Here is a 19,549-nt window from a genome sequence, read left to right as displayed (position 1 = left end):
ATCACACGATGGCTGACGAGGTGCCGGAGACTCCGAAGGTACGGCTGGACAAGGGGGACGACGCCGGGGCGGGGCCGGAGGCACCGGTGACACCGGCGTCGGTCCATGAGCAGCGGACGGTCGCGGCGATACCGGGGCCGGACGGCTCCGCCGACGCACCGGCGCAGGGCTGGGCCAACCCCTTCGCCGCGCCGTCCGACACGCGCCCGGCTCCGCCGGCCAACCCCTTCGCAGCGCCGGATCCCGCCGCACCGGCACCCAACCCCTACGCCCCGCCCGCGCCGCAGCCGCAGAGTGCGGCGGTGCCGCCACCGCCGATCGCCCCGAACGGGCCCGGTCAGGTCCCCTACGGCTACCCCGGTGGCCCTGCCTCCGCCCCGCCCGCGCCGGGTTACGGCTATCCCGGCGGGCCGCTGCCGTCGTATCCGGCGCCGGGGCCGGGAGGTTACGGCGGCTGGCCGGGGATGCAGCCGGCGCCCGACAACGGACTCGGGACGGCCGCCATGGTGACGGGGATCATCAGCGCGATCGGGTTCTGTCTGGCACCGGTCGCGCTGGTGATGGGGGTGCTGGCCATCGTGTTCGGGTCGATCGGGCGGGGGCGGGTGAAGCGGGGTGTGGCGACGAACGGCGGGCAGGCGCTGGCCGGGATCATCTGCGGGTCGGCGGGGCTGGTGCTGGCCGCGGCGTTCATCACGCTGATCGTGGTGGCGGGGAGCCAGGCGAACCAATAGAGGTCGTCGTTCGGGTGCGGGTGGGTGGGGGCTGGTGGCGCCCACGCGGCGGAGCCGCACATGGACACAGCCCCGCGCCCCTCAAGCGGGACCAGTTCCGTCGATTGGAAGCCCCGCCCCTTTCATCGTCATGCCCCCGCCACCCGCAACCGCTCCCTCGCCTCCATCAACGCGAACCCCAGAAGGTTCAGCCCCCGCCACCGCGCCGGATCCTCCGCCCCCGCATCCGTCGCCGTCAGGCCGATCCCCCACACGCGGTCCATCGGGCTCGCCTCCACCAGGACCCGGTCGCCGGTTCCCAGGAGGAAGTCCCGTAGCCCGGGCTCGGCGGCGAACTTGTGCACGCTGCCCTCGGTGACGATGCCGAGGCGCTCCCGCTGCCATATCGCCTCGTCGAAGCCCCGGACCAGCCGGCCCGCCTTCTTCGCCTCGGCGGGGTGCCCCGCCGCCAGGACCGCGCGTTCCGCGTCCGTGTCCCCGAAGAGGCGGGCCTTCTCCGCCATCATCCAGTGCTCGGCGGTCGCGTATTCCACACCGTCGACCACGAAGCGTGACGGCCACCACTGGCTCAGGCAGCTCGCCGAGACCTGCCCGTCCGGTCGCGGCCGGTGTCCCCAGAAGTGCAGGTACCTGATCCTGGCCCCCGCCTGGACCGCCCTGATCAGGGCCTCCACAGAATCGATCTTCGCCATGCACGCCAGTCTGGCAGCCACCACTGACACTCCGTCCCGCCTTTTCACTGCCGACTCGACACCTGGTCGACAGATTCCGTCGCGTAACCAAAAGGCAACAACGGAATCACTTGTTGGTCGCCCCCTGCTCTGTCAGGATCGGCAGTCAAATCGAGCTGGAGCTACGCCACCCGCCTCTCGGACGGGGTGACGGCGGAGGAGAAGCGACATGGACAACCCGGGCACCGCCACCCCGGAGACCTTCCCCGCGCAGGAGCGGCTCGCGGACGGCGCGCAGTACATCGCGGGACGGTTCGCCAAGGGCACGTCGGGCCGTACGCACGCCGTCGTGGACCCGGCCACCGGCGCGGAGGTGTACACGTACGAGCTGGCCGGCACCGAGGACGTCGACCGGGCCGTGGCCGCCGCGCGGGCCGCCTTTCCGGGGTGGGCCGGGACGACCCCCGGCGAGCGGTCGGACGCGCTGCACCGGTTCGCCGCCGTGCTCGCCGACCGTGCCGAGGAGTTCGCCCGCGCCGAGTCGCTCCAGTGCGGCAAGCCGCTGAAGCTCACCCGCGAGTTCGACGTGCCGGGGACCATCGACAACACCGCGTTCTTCGCGGGGGCCGCACGGCACCTCCAGGGGCAGGCCGCCGCCGAGTACTCCGGCGACCACACGTCGTACATCCGCCGTGAGCCCATCGGTGTCGTCGGGTCGATCGCGCCGTGGAACTATCCGCTCCAGATGGCGGCCTGGAAGATCCTTCCGGCGATCGCCGCCGGCAACACCATCGTGCTCAAGCCGGCCGAGCTGACCCCGCTGACCTCGCTGCTGTTCGCCGAGGCCGCGACCCTCGCCGGTATCCCCGACGGTGTCGTCAACATCGTCACGGGGACGGGCAAGGAGGCCGGTGAGCACCTCGTCGGGCATCCGGACGTGGCCATGACGTCCTTCACCGGGTCCACCGGCGTGGGCAAGCGGGTCGCCGAGGTCGCCACCGCGACCGTCAAGCGGCTGCACCTGGAGCTCGGCGGCAAGGCGCCCTTCGTGGTCTTCGACGACGCGGATCTGGAGGCGGCCGTGCACGGGGCCGTGGCCGGGTCGCTCATCAACACCGGGCAGGACTGCACCGCCGCCACGCGCGCGTACGTGCAGCGGCCGCTCTACGAGGCCTTCGTCGAGCGCACGGCCGCCCTGATGGAGACCGTGCGGCTCGGGGACCCGTTCGCTCCCGGTACCGACCTCGGGCCGCTGATCTCGCACGCACAGCGGGACCGGGTCGCCGGGTTCGTGGAGCGGGCGCGCGGCTACGCGCGCGTGGTGACCGGCGGCGAGCCGCCGCAGGACGAGCTCAAGAGCGGCGCGTACTACCGGCCCACCCTGATCGCCGACGCGCCGCAGGACAGCGAGATCGTCCAGTCCGAGATCTTCGGTCCGGTGCTGGTCGTTCTGCCGTTCGACGGTGATGATGAGGGCATCCGGCTGGCGAACGACACCCCGTACGGTCTGGCCGCCTCCGCGTGGACCGGCAGCGTCTACCGGGCGAACCGCGCGACCCGCGAGATCAAGGCGGGGTGCGTGTGGGTCAACGACCACATTCCGATCATCAGCGAGATGCCGCACGGCGGCTACAAGGCGTCCGGCTTCGGCAAGGACATGTCGGCGTACTCGTTCGAGGAGTACACCCAGGTCAAGCACGTTATGTTCGACAATACGGCGGTGCCGCGGAAGGACTGGCACCGCACGATCTTCGGGGACCGATAGTCACAGCTCCGGCCGCTGACCCCGGCCATCTTCCCGAAAGGGCATCAAGCGTATGAGGCAGTACGAGCCCGACCGCCTGACACCGGTCGAAGTGACCGCCATGCGGCGCAGTCTCCGTAATGGCCGGGCCGCCATGACCCGTCGGTCGCTGCTGGGCGGCGCGCTCGCGGTGGGCGGTGCCGGGGCGCTGAGCGCCTGCGGCATCCCCGCGGCCGGCAAGTCCCAGGGCGGGGTCTCCGCCGACGACCACTCGGCCACGGAGAAGGTCGTCAACTTCTCCAACTGGCCCGAGTACATCGACGTCGACGACAGCGGGAAGAACCATCCGACCCTGGATGCGTTCCGCAAGCGGACCGGGATCACGGTCAAGTACACCGAGGACATCAACGACAACGACGAGTTCTTCGGCAAGATCCAGCCGCAGCTCGCCGCCGGCCAGGACACCGGCCGGGACCTGATCGTCCTCACCGACTGGCTGGCCGCCCGCATGATCCGGCTCGGCTACGTCCAGAAACTGGACGCGTCGAACCTCCCGCATGCCTTCGCCAACCTGTCGGACCAGTTCCGCAGCCCCGACTGGGACCCGGGCCGGGCCTACTCGTACCCCTGGCAGGGCATCTCGACCGTCATCGCGTACAACAAGAAGGCGCTCGACGGCGTCGAGGTGAAGTCGGTCTCCGACCTGCTCGACAACCCCAAGCTCAAGGGCCGTGTCGGCTTCCTGACCGAGATGCGCGACAGCATCGGCATGACCATGCTCGACATGGGCAAGGACCCGGCGAAGTTCACCGACGACGACTACGACGCCGTCATCGCCCGTCTCCAGAAGGCCGTCGACAAGGGCCAGATCCGCCGCTTCACCGGCAACGACTACACGTCCGACCTCAGCAAGGGCGACTTCGCCGCCTGTATCGCCTGGGCCGGCGACATCGTGCAGCTCCAGGCCGACAGCCCGGACGTCGGCTACGTCATCCCCGACAGCGGCTACATGACGTCGACCGACAACATGCTGGTCCCCAACAAGGCGCGTCACAAGACGAACGCCGAGCGGCTCATGGACTTCTACTACGAGCTCGAACCGGCCGCCGAACTCGCCGCCTACATCAACTACGTGAGTCCGGTCGCCGGCGTGCAGCCGTACCTTGCCAAGATCGACAAGTCGGCGGCCGACAACCCGCTGATCGTGCCCGACAAGGCCATGCAGGCCAGGTCCCACGCCTTCCGCTCGCTGAGCTCGAAGGAAGAGACGGCCTACCAGCAGAAGTTCGCGAAGCTCACAGGGGCGTGACGACACCATGACGACAGACAACAGCGGCGACGTCCGCCTCACCGGCATCGGCAAGACCTACGACAACGGCTTCACCGCCGTACAGCCGATGGACCTGACCGTGCCGCAGGGCTCCTTCTTCGCCCTCCTCGGCGCCTCCGGCTGCGGCAAGACCACCACCCTGCGCATGATCGCGGGCCTGGAGGAGCCGACCAGCGGCACCGTGCACCTCGGCGACCAGGACGTGACCCAGCTGCCGCCGTACAAGAGGCCGGTGAACACCGTCTTCCAGTCGTACGCCCTCTTCCCGCACCTCGACATCTTCGAGAACGTCGCCTTCGGCCTGCGCCGGCGCGGCATCAAGAGCGTGAAGAAGCAGGTCGAGGACATGCTGGAGCTGGTCCAGCTGGGCGAGCAGGCGCGCAAGAAGCCGCACCAGCTCTCCGGCGGCCAGCAGCAACGCGTCGCGGTGGCCCGCGCGCTCATCAACCACCCCAAGGTGCTCCTCCTCGACGAGCCGCTCGGCGCCCTCGACCTCAAACTGCGCCGCCAGATGCAGCTGGAGCTCAAGCGGATCCAGACCGAGGTCGGCATCACCTTCATCCACGTCACGCACGACCAGGAGGAGGCCATGACCATGGCCGACACGGTCGCCGTGATGAACGCGGGACGCGTCGAGCAGCTCGGCTCGCCGGCCGACCTCTACGAGAACCCCAACACCACGTTCGTCGCGAACTTCCTCGGCACCTCGAACCTCATCGAGGCCGAGGTCGACACGAAGAACGGCGACGACATCGTCCTGAAGGCGGGCGGCGGCAAGCTGGTGCTGCCCGAGGCGCGATGTTCGGCGCCGACCACGACCGGCGGCAAGGTGCTGGTCGGGGTCCGGCCGGAGAAGATCTCCCTCACGCACGCGGACGACGCGGGCTCCATCCCCGAGGGCCGCAACCGGATCACCGGCAAGGTCGCCGACGCCAGCTTCATCGGCGTCTCCACGCAGTACGTCATCGACAGCGCGGTCTGCCCCGAGTTCGCGGTGTACGTGCAGAACGTCGAGCGCGACGGGCGGCTCGTCCCCGGCGCCGACGTCGTCATGCACTGGAGCCCGGCCCACACCTTCGGCCTCGACGCCGCCCAGTCCCTGCTTGCTGGGACAGTGGGCTCCGCCGGCACCGAGGAGGAGGCCGCCTGATGGCCACGCTCTCCGAGGCGCCCCCGCCCCTGGCGGCCGCCGAACCCGAGACGAAGAAGGCCCCGCGCAGGCGTGGCAAATGGACTCCCTACTGGCTGCTGCTGCCCGGCATCCTGTGGCTGGTCGTCTTCTTCGCGCTGCCGATGATCTACCAGGGGTCCACGTCGATCCAGACGGGCTCCCTGGAAGAGGGCTACAAGGTCACCTGGCACTTCGCGACCTACTGGGACGCGCTGAGCGAGTACTGGCCGCAGTTCCTCAGGTCCGTCTTCTACGCTGCCGCGGCCACGGTCCTGTGCCTGGTGCTCGGCTACCCGCTGGCCTACCTCATCGCCTTCCGCGCGGGGCGCTGGCGGAACCTGATCATGATCCTGGTGATCGCGCCGTTCTTCACCAGCTTCCTGATCCGCACCCTGGCCTGGAAGACGATCCTTGCCGACAACGGTGTGGTCGTGCACACGCTGAACTCGCTGCACATCCTGGACCTCACCAACTTTCTCGGCTGGACGGCCGGCGACCGCGTGCTGGCCACCCCGCTCGCGGTGGTCTGCGGTCTGACGTACAACTTCCTGCCGTTCATGATCCTGCCGCTCTACACCTCGCTGGAGCGGATCGACGGACGGCTCCACGAGGCGGCCGGCGACCTGTACGCCAAGCCGTGGACGACGTTCCGGAAGGTCACCTTCCCGCTGTCGATGCCGGGCGTGGTCTCCGGCACGCTGCTGACCTTCATCCCGGCGGCCGGTGACTACGTCAACGCCGAACTCCTCGGCTCGACCGACACCCGCATGATCGGAAACGTGATCCAGACGCAGTTCCTGCGGATTCTCGACTATCCGACGGCCGCCGCGCTCTCCTTCATCCTCATGGCCGCGATCCTCGCCATGGTCACCTTCTACATCCGCCGGTCCGGGACGGAGGATCTGGTCTAAATGCCCTTCGTCAAGTGGCTCAAGAAGAATCTCGTCGTCATCGCGGGAATCCTCACCCTCGGATATCTTCTCCTGCCGAACGTCATCGTCACGGTGTTCTCCTTCAACAAACCGAAGGGGCGCTTCAACTACGAATGGCAGCAGTTCTCGCTGGACGCCTGGAAGCAGCCGTGCGGGGTCGCCGACATGTGCGGCTCGCTCTCCATCAGCCTCCGGATCGCCGCCCTGGCGACGATCGGCGCCACCGTCCTCGGCACGATGATCGCCTTCGCGCTGGTCCGCTACCGGTTCCGGGCCCGCGGCGCCGTGAACTCGCTGATCTTCCTGCCGATGGCGATGCCCGAGGTCGTCATGGCCGCCTCGCTGCTCACCCTGTTCCTCAACATGGGCGCCCAGCTGGGCTTCTACACCATCCTGATCGCCCACATCATGTTCTGCCTCAGCTTCGTCGTCACCGCGGTCAAGGCCCGCGTGATGTCGATGGACCCGCGCCTGGAGGAGGCGGCCCGCGACCTCTACGCCGGACCGGTGCAGACGTTCGTCAGGGTCACCCTCCCCATCGCGGCCCCCGGAATCGCGGCGGGCGCGCTGCTCTCCTTCGCGCTCTCCTTCGACGATTTCATCATCACCAATTTCAACGCGGGCTCCACCGTCACCTTCCCCATGTTCGTCTGGGGCTCGGCACAGCGCGGCACGCCCGTCCAGATCAATGTCATCGGCACGGCCATGTTCCTGGTCGCCGTACTGTTCGTCCTGGCATCCATGCTCATCAACAACCGCCGCAACAGGCAAAAGGCATAACCCTTAGTTGACTCTGTAGGGAGTTGAAAATCATGGCCCCAAGCGCCATGAGCCGTCAGGCAGATTGGACCAAGTCTCTCTCCGAAGCACAGCCGGTGCCGTACTGGCTGGAAGACCCCGGCAAGCCCCACCCCGAGCCCGCGCTGACCGGCGCCGACACCTGCGACCTGCTGGTCGTCGGCGGCGGCTACAGCGGACTGTGGACCGCGCTCAACGCCAAGGAGCGCGACCCCGGGCGCGAGGTCGTCCTGCTGGAAGGCCACGAGGTGGGCTGGGCCGCCTCGGGCCGCAACGGTGGCTTCTGTGCGGCCTCCCTCACCCACGGGCTGCCCAACGGCCTCGCCCGCTGGCCCGAGGAGATCCACCGGCTGCAGGAGCTGGGCCGGCGCAACCTCGACGAGATCGAGGCCGCCGTCGCCCGGCACGGCATCGACTGCGAGTTTGAGCGCACCGGCGAGATCGACGTCGCGACCGAGACCTACCAGGCGTGGGAACTGCGCGACTGGCACAGGGAACTGGAGCAGCGGGGCCTCGCGGACGGCATCGAGTTCCTCGACGCCGAGGCGGTCCGCGAGCAGGTCGCCTCGCCCACCTTCGAGGCGGGCCTGTACGACCGGCGCGGCGTGGCCATGCTGCACCCGGCCAAGCTCGCCTGGGGCCTCAAACAGGCCTGCCTCGCGCTCGGCGTCCGGGTGTACGAGCACACGCCCGCCCTCGCCCTGAAGGCCTACGGCGCCGGCATGGCCGTACGCACCCCGTACGGGGCGGTCCGCGCCCGGCAGGTCGCGCTCGCCACCAACATCTTCCCGAACCTGCTCAAGCGGGTCCGCGCCTACACCGTCCCGGTGTACGACTACGCCCTGATGACCGAGCCGCTCACCGCCGAGCAGCTCGGCGCGATCGGCTGGAAGAACCGGCAGGGCCTCGGCGACTCCGCCAACCAGTTCCACTACTTCCGGCTGTCCGCCGACAACCGGATCCTGTGGGGCGGTTACGACGCCATCCACCACTACGGCGGCCGGGTGCGCCGGGAGTACGACGACCGTCCGGAGACCTACGCCAAGCTCGCGGGGCACTTCTTCACCTGCTTCCCGCAGCTGGAGGGCGTCCGCTTCACGCACGCGTGGGGCGGCGCGATCGACACCTGCTCCCGCTTCTCGGCGTTCTTCGGCACCGCGCACCAGGGCCGGGTCGCGTACGCGGCCGGGTACACCGGCCTGGGTGTCGGCGCCTCCCGGTTCGGCGCCGACGTGATGCTGGACCTACTGGCCGGGGAGGAGACCGAGCGCACCCGCCTTGAGATGGTCCGCAAGAAGCCGCTGCCGTTCCCGCCCGAGCCGTTCGCCTGGACGGGGATCGCCCTCACCAAGTGGTCCCTGGCCCGCGCCGACGCCCACGGCGGCCGCCGCAACCTGTGGCTCAGGGCGATGGACCGGCTGGGGCTGGGCTTCGACAGCTGAGCCGGTCAAGTGTGTGATCCAGCTCACTTCAATACGGTGCTGAAACCCGCGTAATGCCCCCGGAAGACCTCCCTCTCTCCCCGTGACGCGACGCCCGCGTCGACGAGCGAGATGGGGAGGTCTTCTGATGACTGGGGCGAAGACGGCGGTCGAATGGCTGACATCCGTCGCACCGGATCCCGAGGCCTGCCGCTGGGAATGGGAGCGCAACCCGCTGGGGATCGCGCTGCTGCCCGCCGGCAGGGCCTGGGACGTACTGATCCTGCCGGGCGAGCTCGGCTATCCGACCCTCGACGTGCTCACCCGCGTCCTCGACCAGCCAGGGCCTGTCCTGGTCGACTTCGGGGACAACCGGGTGGGCTTCTTCGTGCCGCCCGGCACGGCCGCCAGGTGGCTCGGCACCGGGATCCGCACGGCGGGCGCCGGCACCTGGATCGTCGTGCCGTATCCCGGCCGGTCGACCCAGGGGGTGCGGTGGCTGGTGGTGCCGGACGGGTCGGGGACGCTGACGGATCCGGCGTTGCTGGAGCTGGCCATGCATGAGGCTGCCGCCGGCTTGGCCGACGATTGAGCGCCGTTCGCGTGAGGTCGACGGTCGGGTGCGGCGGCGTCGTGGCTGGTCGCGCAGTTCCCCGCGCCCCTGATGGGGAGCTGTTCTGCGGGGCGTCATGAAGGGTCGTAGGTCTTGACAAGCGAATTGGTCTGGACCAAATTGAGCGCGCACCCCCACCTCCAATTCCCCCACCACCGGAGGCACTTGTGGTTCGCGCGAGACCTGTTCTCACCATGTTCACGGCCCTGCTGCTGGCCGTACCCGGTATCACCGCGCTCTCGTCGGCCGCCCGTGCGGCCGACGCGGACCTCGCCGTGAACGGCGGGTTCGAGTCCGGGCTCTCCGGCTGGACCTGCACGGCGGGCAGCGGTACGACGGTCAACTCACCCGTGCACAGCGGGGCTTCCGCGCTGCAGGCGACCCCGGCCGGCAGCGACAACGCCCAGTGCGCGCAGACCGTGACCGTCAAGCCGAGCTCGCAGTACACCCTGTCCGGCTACGTCCGCGGCTCCTACGTCTACCTCGGCGCGAGCGGCACCGGCACCACCGACGTCTCCACCTGGACCCAGTCCGCCCCCGACTGGCAGAAACTCACGACCACCTTCACCACCGGCGCCTCGACCTCCAAGGTCACCATCTACACCCACGGCTGGTACGGCACCGGCGCCTACTACGCCGACGACGTGTCGCTGGTCGGACCGGGTGCCTCCGCGGGCCAGCCGCCGGCCGCGCCCACCGGCCTCACCGCCGGCACGGTCACCTCCTCCAGCGTGGCCCTCTCCTGGACCGCGGTCACCGGCGCCACGAGCTACGCGGTCTACCGGGACGGGGCCAAGGTCCAGACGGCGACCGGGACGTCGGCCACCGTGACCGGGCTGAACCCGTCGACGGCGTACAGCTTCCAGGTCACCGCCGTGAACGACAGCGGCGAGTCCGCGAAGTCCGCCGCGGTGACGGCCACCACGACCGCCGGCTCCTCCGGGGGCTCCGGCAACCTGCCCACGCACGCCCTGGTCGGCTACCTCCACGCCTCCTTCGCCAACGGCGCCGGGTACACCCGGCTCGCCGACGTCCCCGACAGCTGGGACGTCATCGACCTGGCCTTCGGTGAACCGACCTCGGCCACCTCCGGGGACATCCGCTTCAACCGCTGCCCGGTCACCGAGTGCGCGAACGTCGAGAGCGACGCCGACTTCAAGGCGGCGATCAAGGCCAAGCAGGCGGCCGGCAAGAAGGTGCTGATATCCATCGGCGGCGCCAACGGCCAGGTGCAGCTGACCACCGCGGCCGCGCGGGACACCTTCGTCTCCTCCGTCTCGAACATCATCGACACCTACGGCCTGGACGGCCTGGACATCGACTTCGAGGGCCACTCCCTGTCGCTGGACGCGAGCGACACCGACTTCAAGAACCCGACGACCCCGGTGATCGTCAACCTCATCTCCGCGCTCAAGACCCTGAAGGCCAAGTACGGGTCGAAGTTCGTCCTCTCCATGGCGCCCGAGACGTTCTTCGTGCAGATGGGCTACCAGTACTACGGCACCGGCAAATGGGGCGGCCAGGACCCGCGCTGCGGGGCGTACCTCCCGGTCATCTACGCCCTGCGCGACGACCTGACCCTGCTGCACGTCCAGGACTACAACTCGGGCTCGATCATGGGCCTGGACAACCAGTACCACTCCATGGGCGGCGCCGACTTCCACATCGCCATGACCGACATGCTGCTGACCGGCTTCCCGGTGGCGGGCGACGCCAACAACGTCTTCCCGCCGCTGCGCCCCGACCAGATCGCGATCGGCATGCCGGCGTCCACCAACGCGGGCAACGGCTACGTGGCCCCGTCCGAGGTCACCAAGACCCTGGACTGCCTGACGAAGAAGACGAACTGCGGCTCGTACGCCACCCACGGCACCTGGCCGGCCCTGCGCGGCCTGATGACCTGGTCGATCAACTGGGACCGGTTCTCGAACTGGGAGTTCCAGAAGAACTTCGACGCGTACTTCGGCTGAGCAGCAGCCTCAGGGACGTCAGCAGGACGGTGGCCAGGCACCAGCTGGCCACCACGTCCAGCGGCCAGTGGTAGCCGCGGCGGACCAGGCCGTAGGAGACGCCGAGGACCAGCGCCGCGCAGCCGGCGACGGCGGTCCGGCGGGCGGTGGCGGAGGCGAGCCAGGGGAGGAGGAGCAGGGTCGCGGAGCCGTACGCGATCGCCGCCGTCGCCGTGTGGCCGGAGGGGAAGTAGCCGACCGCCGGGGGGACGACAGGGGTCCCCGGGCGGGCCGTCCAGTCCTTCAGCGGCACGATGACCACCGGGACCAGGGCCATCAGGACGGCGGCGGCCGCGGGCGGCAGCCACCAGCGGTCTGTACCAGTGGCACGGCCGCGCCGGGCGACGTACGCGATGACGAGCACCAGGACCGGGACCGCGACCTGCACGTTCCCGAGGTCGGAGAGGAGCTCGGAGAACCGGTCCGGGTGGACGAGTGCGCTGCTCAGACGGCTGTCCAGGCGGAGCAGCGGGCCGTGGGCCACGACCTGCCAGGTGATCAGCGCGAAGAGGAGGGCCGGCAGGCCCAGAAGTCCCAGGAGTCCCGCGAGGGGAAAGCGAAGGAAGGAGGTCGGCCGCCCCGGAACAGGGGGGGTGGTTCCGGGGCGGCCGTCCGGATCGGAACGCCGCGCGCCCCGGGGGGTTTGGGGCGGGCGACCGTCCGATCGGTGAGGAGATCCGGAGCCGGAGGCCCCGGTTGTGTGCGCGAGGGCACGACCAGGTCGAAGCTGGGGAGGCCCCGGCCTGAAATCGCCCACAGTCCCCTGTGGGCGGGGTGTATCTCTCATCTGGATAGAACCTACGGCAGGGTCCGGTGCCGCGACAGGCGGAATCGCGTCCCGTCATGCACCTCGCACACCTTCTTCACACGGCCTGACGGGGGCCGCCCCAGCCCCCCGCATCACGCCAGGTGGGAGGGTTGGGGCGGCGGGGGCACGCGGGTTCGAGACCCTTTGTGCGGGCTGGGAGAAGTCTGTGGCTCAGATCCGCGCGAAGGCCTGCTCGATGATGTCGAGGCCCTCGCCCAGGAGGTCCTCGCCGATGACCAGCGGGGGCAGGAAGCGGAGCACGTTGCCGTAGGTGCCACAGGTCAGGACCAGCAGTCCCTCCTGGTGGCAGGCCTTGGCGAGGGCCGCGGTGGCCTCCGGGTTGGGCTCCTTGGTGGTGCGGTCCTTGACCAGCTCGATGGCGATCATCGCGCCCCGGCCGCGGACGTCACCGATGACGTCGAACTTCTCGGCCATGGCGGCGAGGCGGGGCTTCATGATCGACTCGATGTTCTTCGCCCTGGCGTTGAGGTCGAGCTCCTTCATGGTCTCGATGGCCCCGAGCGCACCGGCGCAGGCGACCGGGTTGCCGCCGTAGGTGCCGCCCAGGCCACCGGCGTGCGCGGCGTCCATGATCTCGGCACGGCCGGTCACGGCGGCCAGCGGCAGACCGCCCGCGATGCCCTTGGCCGTGGTGATCAGGTCCGGGACGATGCCCTCGTCCTCGCACGCGAACCACTGGCCCGTACGGCAGAACCCGGACTGGATCTCGTCCGCGACGAAGACGATCCCGTTGTCCTTGGCGAACCGGCTGATCGCCGGCAGGAAGCCCTTGGCCGGCTCGATGAAGCCGCCCTCGCCGAGCACCGGCTCGATGATGATCGCGGCGACGTTGTCGGCGCCGATCTGCTTGCTGATCTGGTCGATGGCCTGCGCGGCGGCCTCCGGTCCTGCGTTCTCCGGACCGGTGAGCCAGCGGTAGGCGTAGGCGACCGGGACGCGGTAGACCTCGGGGGCGAACGGACCGAAGCCGTGCTTGTACGGCATGTTCTTGGCGGTGAGCGCCATGGTGAGGTTGGTCCGGCCGTGGTACCCGTGGTCGAAGACGACGACGGCCTGGCGCTTGGTGTACGCACGCGCGATCTTCACGGCGTTCTCGACGGCCTCGGCGCCGGAGTTGAACAGCGCGGACTTCTTCGCGTGGTCACCCGGGGTGAGCTCCGCGAGGGCCTCGGCGACCTCCACGTAGCCCTCGTACGGGGTGACCATGAAACAGGTGTGGGTGAAGTCGGCCAGCTGGGCGCTCGCCCGCCGTACGACGGCCTCGGCGGAGGCGCCGACGGAGGTCACCGCGATGCCGGAACCGAAGTCGATGAGGCGGTTGCCGTCGACGTCCTCGATGATGCCGCCGCTCGCGCGCGCGGTGAAGACGGGCAGTACCGAGCCCACACCCTGCGCGACCGCGGCGAGACGGCGGGCCTGCAGTTCCTGCGACTTCGGGCCGGGGATGGCGGTGACGACGCGGCGCTCCTGCGGAAGTGCGGTCATGAGGGCTCCCTGATGAGTGGTGCGAACCGATGCGTGCCGGGCGCGTCCCGTCCGGTTGCTCCGGTGGTGCGTTTTCGGACGCTTTCCTTCTTTCTTCGCAGGCTAGGGCCGGGTGTGGGAGGTGGGGATGCTCCATGTGGGCGTTGTCGGGGAGTGACGTTGTCCGTGGTGGACATAGTCCGGGCGGGGTTCCGCTGCCCGGCCGGGCGGCTCCTCGGCCGCGTAAGCGGTGAACTCCCCTTGCGGGGGCATTAGATTGGCCGCTGACGGTGGACGGAACGGCTGGTCAGGGAGCGAGAGCGATGGACAGCGACGGGACGTGGGACACGCGGCGTACGCATGCGAATCCTGTGCCGCGTCCGGCGGGGCCGCAGGACGCGGACGCGGTGCCGACCGAGGCGCCCGCGCTGCCGCCACGGCCGACGGCACCACCGACGGTACCCCCGCTGCCGGACGGCTCGGCGTTCCTCGGCTGGCTCCGCACACCCCGGCCGGAGGCGGCGCCGGGGGTGTGGCGGTTCGGGTACCGGCCCCGGGCGGCGAAGGAACCCGAGGAACTGCCCGCCCGGCAACTGCTCAGTGGCGCCCTCATCGCCTTCCTGGTGGGGTGGCTGCTCTGGTCCCTGCTGACGCACGGGTACCTCGGGAACTGGTGGGGTCTGCCGCTCAAGTTGTTCCTCCCCGACTCGTGGCAGGGCTCGGGCAGCGCGCTCCGCGGGAACGTCGAGATCGTCTACGAGGGCTACGGGTACCTCGTCTTCCTGACCATCATGCTCGTGGTGGGCAAGCTCGGCCGGTGGGGAGAGGTGTGGCGGAGGTTCGTGGCACCTCGGTTCAAGCCCGCGGTGCCCCGCCAGGAGGCCCCCGCACCGGCGGAGGACCCCGCCCAGTGGCCCCACCTTCGTGCCGCCGGCGCCGACGCCGCCGCCGACCGGCTTGCCGGGGAGGCGCGGAGCGGGCTGATGGGGGACGTGGACCACGCCCGGATCGCTCGCGCCTGGCAGGGCGTCCGCAGCGGCCGGCACAGCATGGCCACCTTCACCGCCGCCGTGGTCAAGGACGGCGCCGCCGCCTGCCTGCACCCCTCCGGCGAACGCGACCTGCCCGCCCGGCACGCCCGGCACGACCTGGTCACCGGCCAGGTCCGGCTCGGCACGACGGCCGACGACCCGCGCAACCCGTACCAGTACCGGGGCACCGGCCTCGCCCTCGGCCCCGAACTGCTCGGCACCTCGTTGCTCGCCGTCGGCCCGGCCGGTTCCGGCAAGACCGGCTCCCTGGTCCGCCCGCTCGCCGAGTCGCTCTGCCTGCACGCGCTCGCCGGCCGCGCCTCCGTGGTCGTCGTCGGCGCGGCCGGCGCCGGTCTCGGACCCGCCGACTCCTACGACGTCGTCGTCCGCATCGCCCACCCCGAGTCCGTCTACGACCTCGACCTGTACGGCGGCACCACCGACCCCGACGAGGCCGCCGCCATACTCGCCGAGGCCCTCGCCGGCGACCTCGCCGACCCGCACCCCGGCAGCGACAGCCGCCGCTCCACCACCGTTCTCGCCCAGCTGCTCGGCCCGTTCAAGGCGGTCCACGGCCGCTTCCCCTCCGTCCCCGAACTCCGCCAGCTCCTCGACGGCGCCCCCGGTCCGCTCGCGGCGCTCCGCACGGCGCTGACGTCCACCGGTCACGAGTCCCTGCTGCGCGAGCTCGACGCGCGGGAACGGCAGATGGGACACCCCGGAGACGTCGGCGCTGTGCTGGCCGACCGCATCGCGCTCCTCGACCGTCCGGCCTTCGCGGGCTTCTTCGACACCTCCGGCCAGTCCCGCCCCTTCTCCCTCAAGGCCCTCGACCACCCGGTCCGGGTCCGCATCGACCTGCCCGAACGCGGCCACGCGGACGCCTCCCGCATCCTGGCCCGCCTGGTGCTCGCCCAGTTCACGGCGAGCGTGACGGTACGGGACGACCGCTCGCTCTTCTCCTGTCTGCTCCTGGACGACGCGACCGGCGTGGTGACGCCGGAGGCGGTCCGTGCCGTCCAGCGGCTGCGCTCGGCCAACGCGGGCGTGGCGCTGACCCTGCGCACCCTGGACGACGTACCCCGCCCGCTCCGCGGCCCGCTGCTCGGCGCCACCGGCTGCCGGATGGCCTTCGCCGGACTCACGCCCTGGGACGGGCAGGACTTCGCCGAGGTCTGGGGCAAGGAGTGGACCGAGGCCCGGGACGTCACCGACCGGCAGATCATCGCGGAGACCCCGGCGGGCAAGGCGCTGCACGCCGTACGCCGGGTGATCACCGGCAAGGCGCCCACCGCGCGGGCGGTCACCGTCCGGCAGGTGGAGCGCGAGCGCTGGTCGGCGTCCGAGCTGGCGCACGGGGTCCCGCCCGGGCACGCGGTCCTGTCCCTCACGACGGTCAAGGGGGAGCACGCGCCCCCGCTCCTGGTGGATCTGAGGGGTGGCGGCCGGCTCTGAACACGGGGGCCCGCGTGACCGTACAGTGAGGCAGAATCGAGAGAGGCCGTTCATACGGGACGGCCAAAGACCGTTTCCCTCGCTGAAGAGAAGACCTGACGGCCTGATGCCACCGACGCTTGCCTCGCTCGTCCACCACTCCGCGCTCAAACTGACCGTGCGCGCGGGCGAGGACCGCCTCGACGTGCCCGTGCGCTGGGCCCATGTCAGCGAACTCGCCGACCCGGTGCCGTACATGGAGGGCGGGGAGCTGCTCCTGATCACCGCGCTGAAGCTGGACGCGGAGGATCCCCAGGCGATGCGGAAGTATGTGAAACGCCTGGTGGGGGCGGGTGTGGTGGGCCTCGGCTTCGCCGTCGGGGTCAACTACGACGAGATCCCGAAGGCCCTCGTCGACGCGGCGGAACGGGAGCGGCTGCCGCTGCTCGAGGTGCCGCGCCGCACCCCCTTCCTCGCCATCAGCAAGGCGGTCTCGGCGGCGATCGCGGCCGACCAGTACCGGGCGGTGACGGCGGGCTTCGCCGCCCAGCGCGAACTGACCAGGCAGGCGCTGAACGCCGGCCCGGAAGGGGTGCTGTCCGCGCTCGCGGCGCAGGTGGACGGCTGGGCGGCGCTGTACGACGCGTCGGGCGCGGTCGTCGCGACCGCACCGGAGTGGGCGGGGCGCCGGGCGGCGCGCCTGACGGCCGAGGTCGACCGGCTCCGGGAACGCCCGGCCCCGGCGTCCTCGGTGGTCGGCGGCCCCGACAACGAGGACCGGGTGGAACTGCACTCGCTCGGCACCGGCCGCCGCCCGCGCGCGGCCCTGGCGGTCGGCACGGCGTCGGCGCTCGGCACGGCGGAGCGGTACGCCGTCCACTCGGCCATCGCGCTCCTCACCCTCACGACGGAACGCTCCCGCTCCCTCCACGCGGCCGAGCAGCGGGTCGGGGCGGCGGTGCTGCGCATGCTGCTCGCCGGGCAGCCGGACCATGCGCGCGGGGTCGCCGGGGACCTGTACGGCGGGCTGCTCGACGCCCCGTTCCGGATGATCGTCGCGGACGCGGCGGGCGAGCAGCTGGCCGCTCTCACGGAGACGGTGGAGTCGGCCGCGGCCCGTTCAGGCGAGGCGGTGCTGGTGGTGCCCGAGGGGGAGCGGCTGGTGGTGCTGGCCGCGGACGGCGGCGCGGCGGTGGCGGCGTGCCTGGAGTACGCGGCGGCGCGCGAGGCGGAGCGGGCGGTGCCGGAGCAGGGGACCGCGGAGGAGGACGAACCGGTCATCGGGCTGTCGGCCCCGTCCGGCCCGATCGCGGCGGCGGCCGCCTACAAGCAGGCCGAACAGGCGCTCTCCGTGGCCCGGCGCAGGGGCCGGATCCTGGTCGAGCACGAACAGCTGGCCTCGGGCTCGGTGCTGCCCCTGCTGGCGGACGACGCGGTGAAGGCGTTCGCCGACGGTCTGCTGCGGGCGCTGTACGAGCACGACGCGACCGGCAGGGGCGACCTGGTGGCGTCCCTGCGGGCGTGGCTCTCCCGGCACGGCCAGTGGGACGCGGCGGCGGCCGACCTGGGCGTCCACCGCCACACCCTGCGCTACCGGATGCGTAGGGTGGAAGAGATCCTGGGCCGCTCCCTGGACGACCCGGACGTGCGGATGGAGCTGTGGCTGGCCCTCAAGGCGACCTCGGCGGACTGAGCGTTTCCCGCCCGCCCGTCACCGTGCCAAACCGGCGCACCTCCCACCTCCACCACTACACCCCGGACAAACGCTCCCCCGCCCCCTCGGACCTACCGTGGAGGCGAACATCCTGTACACACCACCCCCAACGCGGAAGGGCCGGGACCCGCACATGACCTCCACCCACGCCTTCTGGCTCGCCGGCCGCCAGGTCACCGGCGAGGACACCTTCGACGTCACCAACCCGTGGGACGCCCGTCTCGTCGGCAAGGTCAGCGTGCCCACCGACGCCCAGGTCGAGGAAGCCGTCGCCGCCGCGTACGCCGTACGGGACGAGTTCGCCGCCACCCCGGCCCACGTACGCGCGGCCGCCCTCGACCATGTCAGCCGCCGTCTCGCCGAGCGCACCGAGGAGATAGCCCGGCTGATCTCCGCCGAGAACGGCAAGCCGATCAAGTGGGCCCGGGGCGAGGTCGGACGCGCCGTGTCCGTGTTCCGGTTCGCCGCCGAGGAGGCCCGCCGCTTCAACAGCGGCGAGGCCCAGCGCCTCGACACCGACCTCGGCGGTCAGGGCCGGCTCGCGATCACCCGCCGCTTCCCCAAGGGCGTCGTCCTCGGCATCGCGCCGTTCAACTTCCCCCTCAACCTGTGCGCGCACAAGATCGCCCCGGCGATCGCGGCCGGCGTGCCGATCATCCTGAAGCCGGCGCCCGCGACCCCGCTCTCCGGCCTGATCATCGGCGACCTGCTCGCCGAGACGACCGGTCTCCCGGCCGGCTCCTGGTCGGTCCTCCCGGTCGCCAACGACAAGATGGCCGCCCTCGTCCAGGACGAGCGCCTCCCGGTCATCTCCTTCACCGGTTCCGAGAAGGTCGGCTACTCGATCATGGACTCGGTGCCCCGCAAGCACTGCACCCTGGAGCTCGGCGGCAACGGCGCGGCCGTCGTCCTCGGCGACTACGCCTCCGACGCCGACCTGGACTGGGCCGCGACCCGCATCGCGACCTTCTCCAACTACCAGGGCGGCCAGTCCTGCATCTCCGTGCAGCGGGTCATCGTCGACGCCGCCGTCTACGACCGTCTGCTCCCGCGCATCGTCGCCGCCGTCGAGGCCCAGGTCACCGGCGACCCCGCCGACGACAGGACCGACGTCGGCCCGCTGGTCAGCGAGGCGGCGGCGGAGCGGGTCGAGGCGTGGGTCAAGGAGGCCGTCGAGGACGGCGCCACCCTGGTCACCGGCGGCGACCGCGACGGCGCCAGCTACGCGCCGACCGTCCTCACCGACGTCCCGGCCGAGGCCACGATCTCCTGCGAGGAGGTCTTCGGGCCCGTCCTCACCGTGCAGAAGGTGAACGGCGAGGACGAGGCCTTCGCCGCCGTCAACGCCTCCAAGTACGGCCTGCAGGCGGGCGTGTTCACCCACGACCTGCAGGGCGCCTTCCGCGCCCACCGCGCTCTCGAGGTCGGCGGCGTCGTGATCGGCGACGTCCCCTCCTACCGCGCCGACCAGATGCCGTACGGCGGCGTGAAGCAGTCCGGCGTCGGCCGCGAGGGCGTCAGGTTCGCGATGGACGACTACACCTACGAGCGCGTCCTGGTCCTCACCGGCCTCGCCCTCTGACCTGCCACGGACAGATCCGAGGGCGACGAGACGGCCGCAGCCCGCTGTGCGGGGGCTGTGGCCGTTCGCGTA

The 19,549-nt window shown here is 70.9% G+C and carries 15 protein-coding genes; 12 read left to right on the top strand and 3 right to left on the bottom strand.

Annotation, left to right across the window (positions count from 1 at the left end; translation table 11 throughout):
- Positions 1–8: 8 nt before the first annotated feature.
- Positions 9–734: a DUF4190 domain-containing protein gene (locus tag ABZ887_RS16955; protein ID WP_361289405.1), complete on the top strand. Its 726-nt coding sequence runs from the start codon at positions 9–11 to the stop codon at positions 732–734.
- Between the two features lie 128 nt (positions 735–862).
- On the opposite strand, the gene ABZ887_RS16950 is transcribed toward ABZ887_RS16955, so the two are convergent.
- Complete coding sequence (locus ABZ887_RS16950) at positions 863–1,426, bottom strand: NADAR family protein (RefSeq protein ID WP_361289402.1); 564 nt, start codon at positions 1,424–1,426, stop codon at positions 863–865.
- Between the two features lie 208 nt (positions 1,427–1,634).
- Between ABZ887_RS16950 and ABZ887_RS16945 the strand changes: the two genes are divergently transcribed.
- The 8 genes from ABZ887_RS16945 to ABZ887_RS16910 all read left to right on the top strand — a co-directional run bounded on the left by ABZ887_RS16945 (position 1,635) and on the right by ABZ887_RS16910 (position 11,384).
- Entirely contained in the window at positions 1,635–3,170 is a 1,536-nt protein-coding gene (locus ABZ887_RS16945) for a gamma-aminobutyraldehyde dehydrogenase (RefSeq protein WP_361289399.1), read from the top strand.
- A 52-nt stretch (positions 3,171–3,222) separates the two neighbouring features.
- Complete coding sequence (locus ABZ887_RS16940) at positions 3,223–4,458, top strand: spermidine/putrescine ABC transporter substrate-binding protein (protein ID WP_361289396.1); 1,236 nt, start codon at positions 3,223–3,225, stop codon at positions 4,456–4,458.
- A 7-nt stretch (positions 4,459–4,465) separates the two neighbouring features.
- Entirely contained in the window at positions 4,466–5,629 is a 1,164-nt protein-coding gene (locus ABZ887_RS16935) for an ABC transporter ATP-binding protein (RefSeq protein WP_361289393.1), read from the top strand.
- Positions 5,629–6,561: an ABC transporter permease gene (locus tag ABZ887_RS16930; RefSeq protein WP_361289390.1), complete on the top strand. Its 933-nt coding sequence runs from the start codon at positions 5,629–5,631 to the stop codon at positions 6,559–6,561. Before ABZ887_RS16935 ends, ABZ887_RS16930 begins: the two co-directional genes overlap by 1 nt.
- A complete protein-coding gene (locus ABZ887_RS16925; protein WP_361289387.1) occupies positions 6,562–7,362 on the top strand; it encodes an ABC transporter permease in 801 nt (266 codons plus the stop codon). It abuts the gene before it with no gap.
- A 32-nt stretch (positions 7,363–7,394) separates the two neighbouring features.
- Complete coding sequence (locus ABZ887_RS16920) at positions 7,395–8,822, top strand: FAD-dependent oxidoreductase (RefSeq protein WP_361289384.1); 1,428 nt, start codon at positions 7,395–7,397, stop codon at positions 8,820–8,822.
- Between the two features lie 127 nt (positions 8,823–8,949).
- Entirely contained in the window at positions 8,950–9,393 is a 444-nt protein-coding gene (locus tag ABZ887_RS16915) for a hypothetical protein (protein WP_361289381.1), read from the top strand.
- Between the two features lie 215 nt (positions 9,394–9,608).
- Entirely contained in the window at positions 9,609–11,384 is a 1,776-nt protein-coding gene (locus ABZ887_RS16910; protein ID WP_361289378.1) for a glycoside hydrolase family 18 protein, read from the top strand.
- Here the strand turns inward: ABZ887_RS16910 and ABZ887_RS16905 are convergent.
- Positions 11,323–12,180, bottom strand: coding sequence for a phosphatase PAP2 family protein (locus ABZ887_RS16905; RefSeq protein WP_361289375.1), 858 nt, complete (start codon positions 12,178–12,180; stop codon positions 11,323–11,325). The genes ABZ887_RS16910 and ABZ887_RS16905 overlap by 62 nt on opposite strands.
- A 222-nt stretch (positions 12,181–12,402) precedes the next feature.
- Positions 12,403–13,737, bottom strand: a complete 1,335-nt coding sequence (gene gabT / locus ABZ887_RS16900; RefSeq protein WP_361289372.1) for a 4-aminobutyrate--2-oxoglutarate transaminase — start codon at positions 13,735–13,737, stop codon at positions 12,403–12,405.
- Between the two features lie 302 nt (positions 13,738–14,039).
- Here gabT and ABZ887_RS16895 point away from each other — a divergent pair, with 302 nt between their 5' ends.
- The 3 genes from ABZ887_RS16895 (at position 14,040) to ABZ887_RS16885 (ending at position 19,477) form a co-directional block, all read left to right on the top strand.
- Complete coding sequence (locus ABZ887_RS16895) at positions 14,040–16,202, top strand: ATP-binding protein (RefSeq protein ID WP_361289369.1); 2,163 nt, start codon at positions 14,040–14,042, stop codon at positions 16,200–16,202.
- A 106-nt stretch (positions 16,203–16,308) separates the two neighbouring features.
- Positions 16,309–17,874 (top strand): PucR family transcriptional regulator, encoded by a 1,566-nt coding sequence (locus ABZ887_RS16890; RefSeq protein WP_361289366.1) that lies wholly within the window; start codon positions 16,309–16,311, stop codon positions 17,872–17,874.
- A 154-nt stretch (positions 17,875–18,028) separates the two neighbouring features.
- Positions 18,029–19,477, top strand: a complete 1,449-nt coding sequence (locus ABZ887_RS16885; RefSeq protein ID WP_361289363.1) for an aldehyde dehydrogenase family protein — start codon at positions 18,029–18,031, stop codon at positions 19,475–19,477.
- Positions 19,478–19,549 lie beyond the last annotated feature (72 nt).

Source organism: Streptomyces sp. NPDC047061, assembly GCF_040643955.1.
Lineage (GTDB): Bacteria > Actinomycetota > Actinomycetes > Streptomycetales > Streptomycetaceae > Streptomyces.
Note: the sequence above shows the minus strand (reverse complement) of the source record. Positions and strands in the feature narration are given on the sequence as shown.

Coding starts and splice junctions, on each gene's coding strand:
- ABZ887_RS16955 (WP_361289405.1), top strand. CDS start 9: ATGGCTGACGAGGTGCCGGAGACTCCGAAGGTACGGCTGGACAAGGGG.
- ABZ887_RS16950 (WP_361289402.1), bottom strand. CDS start 1,426: ATGGCGAAGATCGATTCTGTGGAGGCCCTGATCAGGGCGGTCCAGGCG.
- ABZ887_RS16945 (WP_361289399.1), top strand. CDS start 1,635: ATGGACAACCCGGGCACCGCCACCCCGGAGACCTTCCCCGCGCAGGAG.
- ABZ887_RS16940 (WP_361289396.1), top strand. CDS start 3,223: ATGAGGCAGTACGAGCCCGACCGCCTGACACCGGTCGAAGTGACCGCC.
- ABZ887_RS16935 (WP_361289393.1), top strand. CDS start 4,466: ATGACGACAGACAACAGCGGCGACGTCCGCCTCACCGGCATCGGCAAG.
- ABZ887_RS16930 (WP_361289390.1), top strand. CDS start 5,629: ATGGCCACGCTCTCCGAGGCGCCCCCGCCCCTGGCGGCCGCCGAACCC.
- ABZ887_RS16925 (WP_361289387.1), top strand. CDS start 6,562: ATGCCCTTCGTCAAGTGGCTCAAGAAGAATCTCGTCGTCATCGCGGGA.
- ABZ887_RS16920 (WP_361289384.1), top strand. CDS start 7,395: ATGGCCCCAAGCGCCATGAGCCGTCAGGCAGATTGGACCAAGTCTCTC.
- ABZ887_RS16915 (WP_361289381.1), top strand. CDS start 8,950: ATGACTGGGGCGAAGACGGCGGTCGAATGGCTGACATCCGTCGCACCG.
- ABZ887_RS16910 (WP_361289378.1), top strand. CDS start 9,609: ATGTTCACGGCCCTGCTGCTGGCCGTACCCGGTATCACCGCGCTCTCG.
- gabT (WP_361289372.1), bottom strand. CDS start 13,737: ATGACCGCACTTCCGCAGGAGCGCCGCGTCGTCACCGCCATCCCCGGC.
- ABZ887_RS16895 (WP_361289369.1), top strand. CDS start 14,040: ATGGACAGCGACGGGACGTGGGACACGCGGCGTACGCATGCGAATCCT.
- ABZ887_RS16890 (WP_361289366.1), top strand. CDS start 16,309: ATGCCACCGACGCTTGCCTCGCTCGTCCACCACTCCGCGCTCAAACTG.
- ABZ887_RS16885 (WP_361289363.1), top strand. CDS start 18,029: ATGACCTCCACCCACGCCTTCTGGCTCGCCGGCCGCCAGGTCACCGGC.